Here is a 15,784-nt window from a genome sequence, read left to right as displayed (position 1 = left end):
CCTATAGAAGAAAACCAACTATATACACATCAAGAGTAGACTAAACTCAAGCAGGAGATTTTTTATGAACTTTATTCGTAACCTTATCCATAAGGCAGATCGAAGCAGTATGTATGTTATTTTGCTTAGTTGTACCGGGATCGGTGTTTTTCTATACATGAACAAGTGGTCTTACCTTCATCTAACCACGGCGGATTGGGTTATGGTCTACACCATGCTGGGTGCGGCGTTAATTCTGGATTATTTCACGTTCCAGATTCCACCCAAAGGTAATCAGCAATCCATGGATTCATCAGTATACCTTGCCTGTATATTCATGTTTGGCGGAGCTTTCAGTTTATCTGTACTGCTACCTGTCTCCATCATTTTGTTAATCAAAGAGCGCAAGCTCACCTGGTGGAAACATATTGTCAATTTCAGCATCTACAGTATCATGATTACGGGAGCAGCTGCCGTGTTTGAGTGGACTGGCGGGCAATCGGGAACTCTGGACGACTATAACTTGATTCCTTATTTTGCAGCACTCGCAGCCTACTTCATCATCAACACAATCACACTTGGCTTATTCTTTCATTTCTCAACAAAGGATGCATTACAGCAGATGAAGCGGGCATTCGTTACCGAATCCCTGCTGGTTTATCTGTGTACGCTGATTCTGGCGCTGGTCCTGACAATTCTGGTTGTGCACAATGGCGTACTTGGCCTGTTGTTGTATCTGAGTCTTAGCATTCTGCTCTCCCATGCATTCAGGCAGTTGTTCGTGATGTATCAGACGATTGAGGAAAAGGCCAACACGGATCAACGTACGGGTCTGTTCAACCATAGCTATTTCGAAAGCATGTTAGAAAGCGAACTGACTAACGCTCGAACGCAGGGAACACCGCTATGTCTGGGGCTTATTGATATTGATGATTTCAAAAAATATAACGATCGGTTTGGCCACCTTCAAGGTGACAGTCTGCTAGCCCTGCTGGGGGATTTTCTAATGCGAAAGACGGAAGGCACACCTGTTACCGCCTTTCGTTATGGAGGAGAAGAGTTCACTTTGCTCATGCCAGGCATGGAGTTGGACGAATCCTACAGGTTCATGAACAAGCTGCGTAAACAACTGAACGACACGCCGTTTGAAGGCGTTGAAGTGTTTCCACACGGTTGTCTCTCCTTCTCTGCTGGCGTCGCACCCTATCAGGTGGATATGTATAACAAATCCCAGCTTGTGGATCAGGCGGATAAAGCACTATATTATGCGAAGAAACAGGGCAAGAACAACGTGCACCGCCACGGCAGCAATGATGGCATGGAACACGAGATTGATCTGGTACAGGACGTTCGTGACATCGAACAGCAGCTCAATCTGTTCAGATACAAGGATATGGATACGTTTAAACATTCCAAACGGGTCTACAAATATGCACTGGATATCAGTGAATTGCTCGCACTGGACAATGCGGAAAAACGTCGCTTCGTGCTGGGAGCACTGATTCATGACATCGGAAAACTGGAGATTCCTTGGTCTATTCTGAACAAAAAGGACAAGCTCACCGCAGAAGAATGGGAAACGATCAAAGGACATGTCACCTGGGGCAAAAAAATGGTGATCACGAACGATCGCTTCGCCGATCTGATTCCGTATATTGAACTTCACCACGAGCGCTATGATGGCAAAGGCTATCCTTACGGCCTGAAGGGTAACGAGATACCCCGGCTCTGCCGGATGCTGACCGTGATTGACTCCTTTGATGCCATGACGACAGAGCGGCCGTATCAGGAAACCAAGAACGTGGAAGAAGCCATTCGGGAGCTACGCTCATGTTCGGGTTCACAGTTTGATCCGGAGCTTGCCGAGTTGTTCATTCAATATATTGAGAAAAGAACCGCTCAGCAACAGTTGCAGTAAAATAAACAGAACTTCTTCTATAAGCCCAGAAAAAGTAAAAGCGCTATCCCCGGTCTGATCGGAGATAGCGCCATTTTCATTTTCATGGAATGAATCGTACACCAGACAACTTCATTCTCGTGCAGATTCTACATTAAGATTTGGTATTCAGCTCATGTGAGGTCTGATGCAGCTCTTTAATCATCTGCTGCAAAAACATGTTGTCTTGGCGACTGATACCGTGCTGATTGTCTTGAACAAGCATCTGATGAATGTTCTTTTTGAGCAATTCACTGCGACGTTCCAATACTTCTTGACTCATGTTGTTGCTTCACTCCTTAACATGTTTTGTAATGAATTCACGTTCTATATTAAGTATAGAGGACCTTCTCCGATAGGGAAAACGGACTCAGCCTTCCTCAGCTGGTCACACCAACCCTCACCTAGCGTGACAACATTTCACCCCTTGTCGTTCTTAGATATCCTTCTAAATACTCCCTGATACTCCCCAGCTTTCTCCAAAGACACAGACTAGGGTCTTGGACAAGCTTGGGTTATAATGATCCCATCCCTGTATAAATAAAGTACCTAAATAAGCTAATCCTAGATCAAAGGAGTTCTGCATTCATGTCCTATAAACAAATTAAATGGATGATTCTGCTGATCCCCACATTCACGGTTGGCATCTGGGAATACATTCGCCATCAGTTTCTGATGCCATACCTTTCGATGGATGCTGGAAACTGGTTAACACCCGTCATTGTTTACCTCGTCAGCGTGACTCTGCTCAGCCGATTGTTCCACATGCTCGAAGGTGCCAGGGCTGCTCTGGAGCAGGAACGTGCAGCGAAAGCAGCGCTGGAAGCTCGTGACCAATTGGCACGGGAACTTCACGACGGCATATCTCAGTCCCTTTTTCTGCTCTCAGTGAAGACCGATAAAGCAGGACGTAGTCTAGCAGGGAGCGGACATGAGCATGAGATCCAGGAGATTCAAAAAACCGTGCATGAAGTCAATACATATGTAAGGCAAGCTATTGCCCAGTTGCGTTTTGTTCCTTCCTTTACGGTAACATCAGAAATTATTTCACTGCATGCGCAGGTCGAAGTGCTCGTCAAGGAAACGGTACCTGGTGCACAGATTCATTGGGACCTCAAGGGTGTAACGTTCTCTGCCAAGGAACAAGTGGAACTGCTCGCTTGTATCCGGGAGGGACTACTGAATGTACGTAAACATGCGCAGGCTACCCGCGTTCAGGTTCACGCGGAAGGTAACCCAATTGCCTGGTTCATTTATATTCAGGATAATGGGAATGGACTAAGTGGAGATCCTCTTCATCTGAAGGATCGGTACGGACTGCGAATTACGAAGGAGCGTGCTGCCGAGATGGGTTGGTCTTTCACCCTCGATTCAAGACCGGGGCATACCCGAATGACGATAGGAAAGGAGCATGCTTAATATGGAACATGTACGTGTATTGGTTGTTGATGATCATGCGCATGCGCGTGAAGCGATCTGTAGCATTTTATCCGAGGATAGCCTGTTTGAAGTGATTGGTACAGCTTCGAATGGACAGGAAGCGCTGGAGCTCACCGGACAATGGATGCCCGACCTGATCCTGATGGACGTGCAGATGCCGGGCATGGATGGGCTGGAAGCCACCCGTCAGATCAAGCTGCGATTCCCTTATGTTATTGTTGTTATGGTCACGGTATCGGATGATGTGACGTTTCTGTTCGAAGCACTGAAACAAGGCGCTCAAGGCTATTTGCTCAAAAATCTAACGCCTTCCACCTGGCTTGAATACCTGCGCGCCATCGTCAGTGACGACGCACCGCTCAGTAAGGAACTGGCCTACCGGATTTTGCAGGAGTTCCCCGCACCACGCAGTGAAGATGTGCAAGATAACCCGCTAACGGCGCGGGAACTTGAGATTCTGCAATGGGTATCCGCGGGATATACCAATCGGGAGATTGCCGATCAACTCGGTATTTCAGACCAGACGGTGAAGAATCATCTCAAAAACATTTTGCAGAAGCTCCAGCTTGAAAACCGGGTACAACTCACCCGTTACGCACTAGAGAGCGGGCTTGCAGGACGTAAACTTCGCAAATAAACATTGTTAATTCGGAGTCAATGAGCTCCCGACATAGCTGAGAAATGACATAGCATTCATGCTTTTGTCACAATTATGTAGACCAAATCGTTTTTTTATAGCCCAATGTAGTCATACGCAGTCATTTTGGACAAAGTTATAATGGGTTAGATTGTGTTTAAGGACCATGAATGACTACAAATCTATAACCTGAGGGTGATGATTTTTTGATTTTTACACGCTTTACCCTGAAATGGGGCAAACGGCACTGGGCATTGGTCACCTGTCTGTTGCTCGTATGTTGCCTTGTTATGCCACAGTGGGCATCTGCCCATGCTTATATTGTTAAGGCTTCGCCAGGAGAAAATGAGATCCTCGTAGCTGCTCCGGAGCGGCTGACGCTGGAGTTCAACGAATCCTTGCAGACGGCCTTTTATGATATCAAAATAACCGGCCCTGACGGCAATCAGGCAGACGATGGAAATGTAAAGATCGATGTGGATCGCCCTCATATTCTGGAGACTGGCCTGCAAGCTGGACTCGGGAACGGGACTTATGCCGTTAACTGGAAAGCTGTATCTGCCGATGGACACCCAATTCAAGGGGCGTATGTTTTCCATATCGGTGAACCATCCGGTTCTCCTGCCGGACTGAGTGATCTTACATCCGGTTCTGGTTCAACAGGTGGGCCGCTGAAATGGATTGTATCCCTGACAGACTGGATTCAGTATCTCGGATTGTCTGTCATACTGGGGACACTTGCATTCTTGCTACTCCGAATCGCACCGACATCCATGACAAGAGAACCTATGGACGTTCCGGGCAGCTACAGATTGTTATGGATCAGTTATGCTGCTGCTTCCTTTGCCGCTCTGGTCAGCCTGCCACTGAATACGTTATATGAATCTGGTGTGGCTCTGAACGAACTAAGCTGGGCACTGATCGGAAGTGCGCTCAAGCTGACATCCTTTGGTCAGATCTGGATGTTACAAATACTCATTGTAATGCTGCTGGCCGTCACGATTCTCTCCGGATATGATCGTGATCGATCCATCCGTGCTCGCATCTGGTCTTCCTATGGCTCACTTGTGCTCGTGCTTGGATGGCTGTTCACGCATGCCATGACGGGACATCCGGCTGCGGCGGATCAACGTGCTCTCGCGATTGCCATGGACTTCGTGCATCTGATCGGTTCCGCTTTCTGGATTGGCGCACTAACCGCCATGGCGATATGTCTGCCTCCACTGGCGGATAAGCTGCCATCGAAGGTGCGAGGAGAAGTCTACTGGGTTGCTATTCGCAGGTTTACCGCCTGGGGAATTGGCGCCGTAGCCGCTCTGGTTGCTACAGGAATATACAGCAGTCTGATTATTCTGCCAGCACCTGTGCTGACTTCCTTGTTCACTACAGCCTATGGCCGTGTCCTAGTCGGCAAGATCGTCCTGCTTATTGTTATGCTTGTCTTCGCCTGGCGTCATGCGCGATTGGCAAGAGCAGCAACGGGTAGCAGATTATCCGGCAGCCTGAAGGCCGAACTTGCCACCGGTGCTGTGATTCTCGCTCTGGCTGCCGTACTGACACACCTGTCTCCAGGACAACCCGCTGCGGTCGGACCGTATCAGGAGACAAAGACTACAGAAGACGGCTCGGCGATCACACTTCAGGTGAGTCCCAATGTAACAGGAGAGAACCAATTCGAAGTCGATGTGAAACGTGCAGACGGTAGCATCGTTAACGATCTGGAACAGATCACACTGTCACTCACACATCTGGACATGGATATGGGGATCTACGAGATCACCATTCCGAAAAACGACACCGGTGTGTACAAGGCTGAAGATTACATCTCCATGCCTGGACGTTGGAATATCAAGGTACATCTCCTGACCAAGACGTTGGATGCACTGGATGCCGAATTTGAGATTGATACCGCCAAGCCATAGTTACACAACGTTTATATTGAAAAGTGACCCAATCTAAAATTAGTGTTTCTACAAACTGCAAATGTAGTGAAGGGAACGAATTGATTTTGGAGAAGCGAAGCTAAAAGCTTTCTGATCTACACGAGAACGGAGAGGACAGAAATAGCGTGAAGAAGCGAAGCGTTCGCCTAAAAGCTTTCTGAAAGAAAGCTGCTTCGGAAGCATATGCTATCCCCGGATTTTACCCTTTAAGAAAAGGGAATCAAAAAATCTGGGGATAACAGCGATTGGAAGGTTATTCTGTCATCGAAGTAGCAAGTGTAATCTGCTTTTAATCACTCGAAAGAACAATTCGTAACCGAAACGGCCTTTGCAGAACGTAGACACTCATTTAAGAAAATGGACCGCATCATATATGATAAGAACTGAGAGGGGTTATTTATTTTGAAGAAAACATCATGGATTTCCAAACTAACATCCACTATCGCAACAGGTACCGCAGCATTCATGTTATTCGCCGGATTCGCTAGCGCTCATGTTACCGTTAGCCCATCCGTTGCACAGACAAGTGCATGGCAGACGTACACGATTAAGATTCCATCCGAGAAAGAACTGCCTACAACCAAAATCACCATGAAAGTTCCGGAAGGTGTTGCATTCAAGCAATATCAACCACTGGCAGGCTGGAAAATCACCACAGAGAAGAACGATTCCAATGAAGTAACATCGATTACGTGGGAAATTGACGGCGATAACGAAGGCATTCTGGCAGGACAATTCCAGCAGTTCAACTTCGTTGCACAGAACCCTAAGGCGGAAGCTGAAATAGCTTGGGATGCCTTCCAATACTACAGTGATGGCAGCATCGTAGAATGGACAGGCCAACCAAGTGATGCCAACCCGCACAGTATCACAACGATTAGCGAAGATCCGGCTGCTGCTGGTAATGCTGCGGCAGGTGGAGGTCATGCCAACGATGGACATGATAGTGCAGGTACAGAAGGCGCCACTGGAGATAATGCAGCTACCGACGATAGCAAAGCAAACGATGACACCACGCTGGGCGATGCACTCAATGACACCGTTACAGGTGAACCAAACAACACGGATACAGACCCGGGTACGCTGAAGCTTCAACAAGCAACATTGATCGTATCCATTCTGGCCCTGATCCTGTCCTTCTTGGGGATTGCGTTGGCTACACGTCGCAAAAAACGTTAAGAACTAACTTACAGTTTTACGAAAACCTGAGAAAAATTCAGATAACAAAAAGCCTATGGCATACGGGATCAAACCCGATGTGCCGTAGGCTTTTTAGCTATCATCATTTTGATTGGCTACCCATGTTTTTTACAATCCGTGGTTAAGGCACTAATCATGCCGCTCCACGGTCACACTCTTATCCACGCTGATTACCATCCGCAATTTGGCATCAGCCTTACCACCCTTTAGCGTTCCTGATCCGTCTGGATCATGATCTCAATGTATTGCAGCAAGCTTTTCTTCTGCTGTTCAATGGATTGAATACGTCTGGACAAGCCCGCAAAAAACTCTTCAATCTGCTGTCTTGTATGATCTGCGGACTGGCCTTTCCAATCGTTCAGCCGACTGTATAGCGCCCGCGCTTCTTGCTCATCGGCTTGCAGACGGGCCAGCAGCTGTGTAAGTTCTTTTTCCGCAATCCGAAGATCATTCAATTCCACCAGCAATTGTCCACCCACTCGTGTTCCCCTCCCCTATGTACGTGATATCAACGCTAGCCACCCAGAAATCCTAATTAAAAATGAACCGGACTCTCGTCCGCCTGCCGGAAAGCATCCGCCTTCTCATCAATAAAGTTCAGGAACTGGCTGGTGTGTTTCATATGCCATGTGCCAAGCTCATGAATGGATGCGTCCAATTGGGTGACAATTGGCTCCAGTCTGCGACTGCGGCTCGTATGCAGATATTGGGCCATGCGGGTTCGCACCTGATTCAGCTCCGCATTGCACTGTTGTGCATTTTGCTTCCACCGTGAAGCGACACTTTTCAGTTCTTCCGGCGTTACCTGAATCAGACCTGAAGCTCCCCCCACTGAGCCAACACCTGCAACCATCTTGTTAGTCTGCACACCAAAGCTACGCATAACATCCGCAAGCTCCGTCATGATATTGGAAGGTTCACGGGGAGTTTTATTGATTTTCTCACCAGTGGTAGGGTCGTATAGATCATTGGAAATATAACCATTCTCGAACTGATACTGCTTCAGGTCGTGGTATTCCTTCCCACCAAAGGTGTTACCCATCTTATCTCCCATGCTCATGTTGTCATTCATGTCCTTGTAATTAGAGTTGATGTAATACATGGAACCCACATGACGATCATAGCCACCAAAGAATCCACTGGCGACAAAGTCACCCGGGTGACCAAAGTTTACGATCTGATTATCGAATCCACCCTCTTCTGCCTTACGTTTCAGTGATGGAGTCAAGCTGGATATTACAGATGGCGCACTAAAGGTTACTGCCGTCATTCCCGTATGCGCTGCTGCATACTGAGCATTTCCGCCGCCTAATGAATGCCCTGTCAGAGAGAAGTCCAAATTCTTATATTTGTTCTGCATATCCTTCGCGTAGTCTTCTGCTTCGTACATTTGATTTGGAAAAGGATTCAGCTTTTTATCAATCTGTCTATCCAGCTCACCCACCGCATTATCCAAATGAGTCAGTCCGGTGACGTCTTTTACCTTTTGAATTCCACCTGATAACCAATCGGGTGTGAAATCGGTAGATTGTTCAATTTTTCTGCCCAGTTCGGGGATCGCAATCTGACCATCCGCCAGAAAATCAGGCCCTTTACGATCCCATCCGGCACTTCCTTCTGTTCCTCGGTAAGAAATGACCGCCTGCCCCGTTTCCGGATTGTAAAAAGTCACTGCGTCAAAACCGGAATAACCGTTGCCATGCGTATCCTCAAGCACTTGCCAGCCTGGTAGATTCGCATATTCGGTACCTGCTTTGGCATTTTCATAAGCCAGTTCCGACATCAGACGGTATGTTTCATCATCAATTCTTGGTGTATCCCCCATGTTATGTTCACCTCCCAAAATTCAATACAATCTACTTGGCAAAAGGATCGTAGCCTTTCTCAATGATGGCTGCCTTGATGGCAGGGCTCATTCCAAAATTTTTGATTTTTTTATCACTATAGTCATAGGAAATAGTGAACTCCTGATCCTCCTGCTCTACCACATGCCCTTCCATTGCAATCGAGTCCAGTGCCATTTCGGGTAGCAACTCCTTGCTGGTAATAACAACGTTCATCTCATACTTGTCTTTGAAATATTTGACCGCTTTCGCTTCTGCTTCTTGAAAAAGTGCCTGTTTCTCACTTTCTTTCATGTTCTGACAGCCTCCCAAAATAAAGATAGATAGCACAATTAGTAAGAATACACATACCTTTTTTTGTATTGGCCTCATACCAATCACCTTCTTCTTATGATTTCAATGTATATGTGCACCCAATGAATCAGGATCATTCACCCATGCCTTCTGCTTCTGTTAACTGAATCATAGTACAAAATCAACATGACCACATCGGCTGAGAGCATCGTTTTTATGTATCTTTCTTCCTAATATGATTCATACGCGTGTTCGCGTGTATATTACCCGATTTCCTGAATTTTGCATCAGTTTAGCTTCTCGAATTTTCCATATATAACAAAAAAGCATTCTCTTCAACACATATTGTGTAGAAAAGAAAGCCTTTTGTCTTCCGTCAACATCATCCTCACTAGCCTCATCCATACTGTCTGGCCCCGGTTTCGTCCAGTTGTTCACACACGAGATCATTGTAGGATTTACACCGTCCAATCAATTCATCATGTGTTCCAGCATCCACGAGTACCCCCTGATCCAGTACATATATGGTGTCCGCGCTTCGAATGGTACTGAGTCTGTGAGCAATGATAATCTGGGTGCATTTCAACATATTCAGATTATGGGCAATCGTCGCTTCTGTAACAGTATCCAAAGCACTAGTTGCCTCATCCAACAGAAGAACTTTGGGTCTGCTTACCAATGCTCGTGCGAGAGCGACACGTTGCTTCTGCCCTCCAGACAGATTCGAACCCGCTTCAGAGATCAGTGTGTTATACTTCATTGGCATCTTCTCAATATCGTCATGAATATCCGCCAGCTTCGCTGCGAACATTACATCCTCCAGCGTTGAACCCTCTGCATGTAGCCTGATGTTGTCATACACGGTGTTGTTAAACACAAAGTTATCCTGAAGCACGATACTGATCTGGCTGCGAATATCCTGCTGCTCCAGTTCTTCTACAACCACGCCGTCAAAATAGATATTACCCTGTGTGGGCGTATACAGCCCTACCAGCAATTTCGCCAAGGTACTCTTTCCTGAGCCTGATTTGCCAACCAGAGCGACCCTTTGCCCTGCTTTAATCGTAATATTAATATTTTTCAGCACATCTTCCCCGTAGTCCGTATACCTGAAACTGACCTGATCAATTGTAATATCCCCATTCAGCTTTACATCTCGGAGGGTCGGTGTTTTCTTCTTGAATTTATTACTTTCCTCGGCTTGAATGACATCATAGATTCGATCCAGCAGCGCATCCGCCATCACGAACTCGTTCAGCATCAAAGCAAGCGAGTTCAGCGGCCCCAGAAACAGCGCGGCCAGGGACTGGAATGAAACGAGCATACCAAGTGTCATATTCCCCTGCATAATCTGATATAGTCCCACCAGCAGAATGAGCATCGGAGTCATAAAACTCAGCGTATTCGTCACGGTATTTACTCTTGTCTGAAAAATAGCTTTTTCCTTGACCGTTGCGAGCTGACGCATGAATAGTGCTCTCCATTTTTCCCCGGTACGCTCTTCAATCCCAAGTGATTTGATGGTCGAGATGCCTTCCAACACTTCCGTCATGAATGATCCAGCCAAACTTTGGGCAACAATTTGGGTCTGTGTCAGTTTCTTGAATCTGCTACGTGTGTATACAAAAACAAGAATTTGAACCAGTCCAACACCAAGCAGTGTAAAAGCGATCAAACGGGACTGGATTACAATATACGTGAAGGTCACAACAATTAAAAATAGATTGATTAGCGTAGAGATCATCTTCTGGGATAATATCTCTCGAATGGTCGTATTGCTATTAATCCGCAGCATCAAATCCCCGCGCGAACGAATTTCAAAATATTGATAAGGCAGTTTGAGCATATGAGAGACAAAGTTTGTCGTCAGTTGGGAATCCAGCAATTCCTGAAGCCGTACGATGCACATATCCTTCATATAACTGAAACCGATCTGAAATAGGGTTAACAGCACAATGCTGGTGATCAGGACAGGAAATAACGAGTAGCCCTCACCGCTAGTGGCCGCATCAATCGAAACCTGCATCAAGAACGGAAAGGCCACCGAAACCAATTGCAGCCCCAGAGCAAGTAGAACGGTCCAACCAAAATATTTTTTGTTACTGCGAATCAAATCCTTGAAGTACGCCACTTTACTAATCTTTTTCTCGGACAAGGGTACAAAGCCCTCATCCGGATATACGAGCAAAAAAATACCTGAATATTTCTCCGCAAACTCCTGCGTACTGATAACCAGCCTTCCCAAAGCCGGATCAACAATAATGAAGTGCCCACTCGTCTTGATCCGCTCAAGCACGACAAAATGATTGTCCTCCCAGAAACAAATGACTGGCAGAAAATCATTGTTAAGTGATTCAACAGGCGCTTTTTTGGCTATCCCTTTCAAGTGATAGGTCTGAGCAACCTCTTTCATTTTGAGCATGGAGCTACCATCCCTGCCGTTTCCCAGCATTGCAAAACGTTCCCTCAGATCGGTGAAATCAGCTTCATAGCCATGATATGCGAGTAACATGTGCAAGCAACTGGGACCACAATCATATTGATTCATTTGCAGTTTGACAGGGATTTTGCGTTGTCTCTTCCGGCGCAGACGGAATACAGGCCGTTCAGGCATGATGCTGCCCCATATGGGATGACTGCTCCATAGTAGTCATCTGCTGTTGAGCGGACGCCGTTTCCATAGCGTATGTCTGAGCCATATCCCTTATCCCCTTGCCCTTTGGTCCTTCCATCATCAGTACTGAAGGCAGGTCACGATTGTACAGTCGGAGCAATTGATATCCAATTCCTGCAAGCCCTAGCATCAGTCCTGGGATTTGCTGACGACCCGGAATGCCGCATCTCCAATGATGGTTATCACGTCTCACCTGTGTCACAATGTAATTTGCCATCTGAACCGAGAACTCCTTCAACTCTTCATCCTGCAAGTAATCGGCTGCGAGAAGGAACAGCTCGAGATTGCCCATATCCCCATGGCAGAGCGAATAGCTAACTTCTGTAAACCCTTCTTCCATCGTCTTGGCTAACGCCCTGCGGATATCTGTCTCTATCGTATCCATAGCTCCCAATGACCTCAATTGCTGCGCTATCCCTACGCGGGCGATCCCTAGACCGGGTGCGCCATTACACCAGTACATAACATAGTGTTCTTCCGGCATGTTGCCATCGGTGAACCGCAGATCTTTCCAATTGTTTACTTCAGGGCTGTAGAGGGCTTCCTCATACTTCAGTCCTTCCATACAAGTTTCAAGATAGGCTTTGTTGCCTGTAGTACTGTATAGACGAGCCAGACTCAGACAGATACCTGCGTTGCCATGTGCAATACCGCTAAGTGGCGTTTTATTGATCGCTGACGTCACCCAAGCCATACCTTGATCCATCGGCTGGGCAAGATCCAGCAATCGGTCTGCGCATCGCACGGCCACATCCAGCGCTTTTTGCGATTGGAAGCTCGTATACATGTCCACACATGCCATCAATGTGCCCGCACAACCTGAGATCACATCCAATTGCTGATCACTATCAATCATATCGTCCAAGATATCGAGTAATTCCAGCGTATCCGGGTTGATCCCCGGCTCGGAACATACGTTAGCTTTATGCACCAGCAGATAGAGAAGCGACCCGTAGCCAGTGAACAATGAGATGTTTTTGTCGATGTTTTTGCGAATCATTTCCCAGGCAGTCTGAATGCACAGATTAACCATCTGCATATATTTGTGGTCACCTGTCTCCTGACTCAGATACAGATAGAAATAGGCAATACCGGTTACCCCGTTATATAACCCCAACTCGGAAGATTTGTAGATCAGCTTCTCGTCTGCATCCATACCCATACTGATCCATGACACCGAAAGACCTTCATCTCCCATAATAGCAATATCTTTTATGTACTCCCCAATCCTCACGGCTTCTTGCAAATATTCTTCTTTGGTCATGTGTATTTGAGTTTCATTCAATATTTCCGGTCGGACGCTTTCCGTGCTTTTCTCCATGGCGAATGAGCGTTCCAGGACATATTTAGTCTGGATTGTACGCTCGGTAAACTCCCATTGCATATCCATGTCTTTGGGATTCATCGCCCGCACTTTATCCGCGGTCTGCGTTAAAATATCGGAGGAAAACACGCCGTCAATCGCTTGGTTGTCGTAGTGGTGGAACAACATTTGCTCACCGATAAACGTCTGGAACATGGGTACATCGCCATGCAATAGATCATGGCACTCATATCTCACCAGTTTTTCACGATCACGATCCTGCCGCACAATCATCCACATCATGTCGAACAACAGATTCTTATCCAACCCGTCTCTGAGATATTTCGGATGGGAACTGGCTTCAATCAGCGTAAAATAGGTAACGGTCGGACGAACAATGGTACGTACAGCACAACCATGGAAGTCATTGCGGACTGTTGAGATAAATGACTCCTTTTGCTCCATAATAGCACTGTATATGCGATAGAAACCCTCCTTCAAACTTTGGATATATCGCTCAGGTTTAATGGGTGTATGTTCATATGAAGGCAAATGACTAAATCGACTCACACTCACCTTGCTTCGTTGGATTCTCATGGTATCGGTGTTTTTATCATGAATCTCATACGTATTGAGTACCTGATCCACATCCCCTGCAAGTCCGCTCAGATCACTGTGATACAAAGCGTTGGAATCCAACGTTGGTAACATGCTCGTTTTTAACACGGAATCATTCAATATCGAAAGGGTCTTCTCCAGCGCTGTATAGTGTGCCTTCTCCTCCTCATATTTGAAAGGTTGATTATGCAACAGTGATTCCAGATCGACGAAGAAGGGATGCTCGCCCTGAGCAACAATGTTCTCCATATGCATGTCTGTTGCATTAACGGCATACAAAATAGCGAGATACTGCCCCTGCCGTTCAAAAAAGCGTTCCGCTCCCTCCAGACTGGTGACTTCCTCATAGGGAATGAATTGCTGCCAGCCATATTCGGCGCGATCCAGCGATTTGGCAATACGGAAGGGTAATCCTATTCGCTGATCGTTAAACCATTGCAACAGACTGGCAAAAGCGGTGTCGATGGCCATGTTCCTAGGTTTGTACATGACATTGACCCCTTCGGCAAATGCCAACCGCAATACACTAGCTCCACCGTTATGGGAATCCCCGAGAAATACGATATCCTCCAGCTTATCCAGCTTGAAATCAAAAAAAGATTCCAGTTCACGACGATCTCTTGTCAGCCGCTCCAGAACACGCATCATATTCAGACTGATCCGAAGAGTGTGCTCGACAAGTCCTCGTGCAAGAACAGGATATTCCAGTAGTAAGGAGAGAATCTGATCCCTGGACTGCATGTTCTGGTTCACAAAGTGCAGATACCGCTGCCGGGAATCCTCACCTCTCAATTCATCTTGCAATCTCGCTTTATTTAATTCATAGATTAGTGTCTTGGCAGACATGTGGAACACTTTATCCGAGACGGTCTTCAGAACAAGCCCAGTAACACGTCGTTTGTCCAGCCATTCATATCCATCATTCAAGCCGTCCGTCATGATCTGAATGGATCGTTGCAGGAAGGGTCTAGAAAACTCAAAGAACGGGATTTCTTCCGTATTCCCCTCAATAAAATATTCGATCTCCAAATGCTCATTCTCCAGAAATGTGCTGCAGAGTTCCTGATGCCAGGGCATCTGCACAAAGTCGTACATGAAGCCTGTATCGTTAAACATAGCCTGCACCGTCTCCATATTCATGGATTCAGCCTGGAAGCGATTGGACAATAGCTCCTGGTCCTGAAAAAACTTTTCAAGCCATTTCTGCATCCTTCCCGACTCGGAAGTGTGCTCCACAGGCATGTCCCCATGCTGAACGTCAGCAGTTATATTTTTTTCATTTATATCAACAGCAATTTCCTCGCTAAATAAGAGATCATTGGGAACTTGGGCAGCATATCGCTGCACAAACTGCTTGTATTTCTCCGTTAAGTAGAGTGCATAACTCCACCGGGAGTCATGTAACCGCTCCTGTATGTTCATCGTTTTATCTCCCCTTCTATTGGATGGTTCGTGCCCAAAACCTCATATAACAAAATCAAGCACATAACTGAAATCAGCTATGTGCCCGAAGATAAGAGTAAAAATTAACAACAAGTCAGCCAAGAAGAAGGTGAAACCGAATTATAATGACATTCATGACTTACCGTACAGAATACACCGCCGCTTGCTTCAACATCAATTACAGATACCGCACCTGTAATGACCATCAGCTCATCATCACTGATGTCCTCAATTGCTCCCAATGCTTCGAGATTGAATTGTTTCATTGAAAAAACCTCCATTCAATTTTTTTTATATGTATAGCTTAAAAAAAGCTAAACACCAAGGTTGAATTCAAGTCTTTACAATCCCAAAATATTTAATTTATGTAATTATTTCCTATATTCATCCTAGCACAATTTGCTATTTTTTGTAAATCCATTCTTTGGATTTTCGCGTCATTTTGACAAGAAACATTACTTTTACTATGACGA

At 46.2% G+C, this 15,784-nt stretch carries 12 protein-coding genes; 5 read left to right on the top strand and 7 right to left on the bottom strand.

Features of this window, described 5'->3' with window-relative positions:
• Positions 1–64 precede the first annotated feature (64 nt).
• Positions 65–1,897, top strand: a complete 1,833-nt coding sequence (locus C170_RS27950) for a bifunctional diguanylate cyclase/phosphohydrolase (protein ID WP_051447443.1) — start codon at positions 65–67, stop codon at positions 1,895–1,897.
• Positions 1,898–2,030: 133 nt separating this feature from the next.
• On the opposite strand, the gene C170_RS31215 is transcribed toward C170_RS27950, so the two are convergent.
• Positions 2,031–2,198 carry a hypothetical protein gene (locus tag C170_RS31215; protein WP_017691019.1) on the bottom strand — a complete coding sequence of 56 codons (168 nt, stop codon included), beginning with the start codon at positions 2,196–2,198 and terminating at the stop codon, positions 2,031–2,033.
• A gap of 305 nt (positions 2,199–2,503) precedes the next feature.
• Between C170_RS31215 and C170_RS27945 the strand changes: the two genes are divergently transcribed.
• From C170_RS27945 to C170_RS27930, 4 genes are all read left to right on the top strand, one after another.
• A complete protein-coding gene (locus C170_RS27945) occupies positions 2,504–3,334 on the top strand; it encodes a sensor histidine kinase (protein ID WP_036616684.1) in 831 nt (276 codons plus the stop codon).
• Position 3,335: 1 nt separating this feature from the next.
• Positions 3,336–3,992, top strand: coding sequence for a response regulator (locus tag C170_RS27940; protein ID WP_036616682.1), 657 nt, complete (start codon positions 3,336–3,338; stop codon positions 3,990–3,992).
• 206 nt (positions 3,993–4,198) lie between these two features.
• On the top strand, positions 4,199–5,914 hold the full coding sequence (locus tag C170_RS27935) for a copper resistance CopC/CopD family protein (RefSeq protein WP_051447442.1): 1,716 nt from the start codon (positions 4,199–4,201) through the stop codon (positions 5,912–5,914).
• A 423-nt stretch (positions 5,915–6,337) separates the two neighbouring features.
• Complete coding sequence (locus tag C170_RS27930) at positions 6,338–7,114, top strand: YcnI family copper-binding membrane protein (protein ID WP_036616680.1); 777 nt, start codon at positions 6,338–6,340, stop codon at positions 7,112–7,114.
• A gap of 227 nt (positions 7,115–7,341) precedes the next feature.
• Here C170_RS27930 and C170_RS27925 read toward each other — a convergent pair whose 3' ends face one another.
• The 6 genes from C170_RS27925 to C170_RS27900 form a co-directional block, all read right to left on the bottom strand.
• Positions 7,342–7,614, bottom strand: a complete 273-nt coding sequence (locus tag C170_RS27925) for a hypothetical protein (RefSeq protein WP_017691024.1) — start codon at positions 7,612–7,614, stop codon at positions 7,342–7,344.
• 56 nt (positions 7,615–7,670) lie between these two features.
• Positions 7,671–8,960 carry a lipase family protein gene (locus C170_RS27920; protein WP_036616678.1) on the bottom strand — a complete coding sequence of 430 codons (1,290 nt, stop codon included), beginning with the start codon at positions 8,958–8,960 and terminating at the stop codon, positions 7,671–7,673.
• 31 nt (positions 8,961–8,991) lie between these two features.
• Positions 8,992–9,273 (bottom strand): hypothetical protein, encoded by a 282-nt coding sequence (locus tag C170_RS27915; RefSeq protein ID WP_036616676.1) that lies wholly within the window; start codon positions 9,271–9,273, stop codon positions 8,992–8,994.
• Between the two features lie 397 nt (positions 9,274–9,670).
• The gene (locus C170_RS27910) at positions 9,671–11,887 is read right to left on the bottom strand and encodes a peptidase domain-containing ABC transporter (RefSeq protein ID WP_051447441.1); all 2,217 of its coding nucleotides are present in this window, start codon (positions 11,885–11,887) and stop codon (positions 9,671–9,673) included.
• Positions 11,880–15,290 carry a type 2 lanthipeptide synthetase LanM family protein gene (locus C170_RS27905; protein WP_036616674.1) on the bottom strand — a complete coding sequence of 1,137 codons (3,411 nt, stop codon included), beginning with the start codon at positions 15,288–15,290 and terminating at the stop codon, positions 11,880–11,882. The genes C170_RS27910 and C170_RS27905 overlap by 8 nt, the downstream gene beginning before the upstream one ends.
• A 104-nt stretch (positions 15,291–15,394) precedes the next feature.
• The gene (locus tag C170_RS27900; RefSeq protein WP_036616672.1) at positions 15,395–15,577 is read right to left on the bottom strand and encodes a type A2 lanthipeptide; all 183 of its coding nucleotides are present in this window, start codon (positions 15,575–15,577) and stop codon (positions 15,395–15,397) included.
• Between the last annotated feature and the right edge of the window lie 207 nt (positions 15,578–15,784).

The sequence above is a fragment of the Paenibacillus sp. FSL H7-689 genome, assembly GCF_000517905.1.
GTDB classification, from domain to species: Bacteria; Bacillota; Bacilli; order Paenibacillales; family Paenibacillaceae; genus Paenibacillus; species Paenibacillus amylolyticus.
Note: the sequence above shows the minus strand (reverse complement) of the source record. Positions and strands in the feature narration are given on the sequence as shown.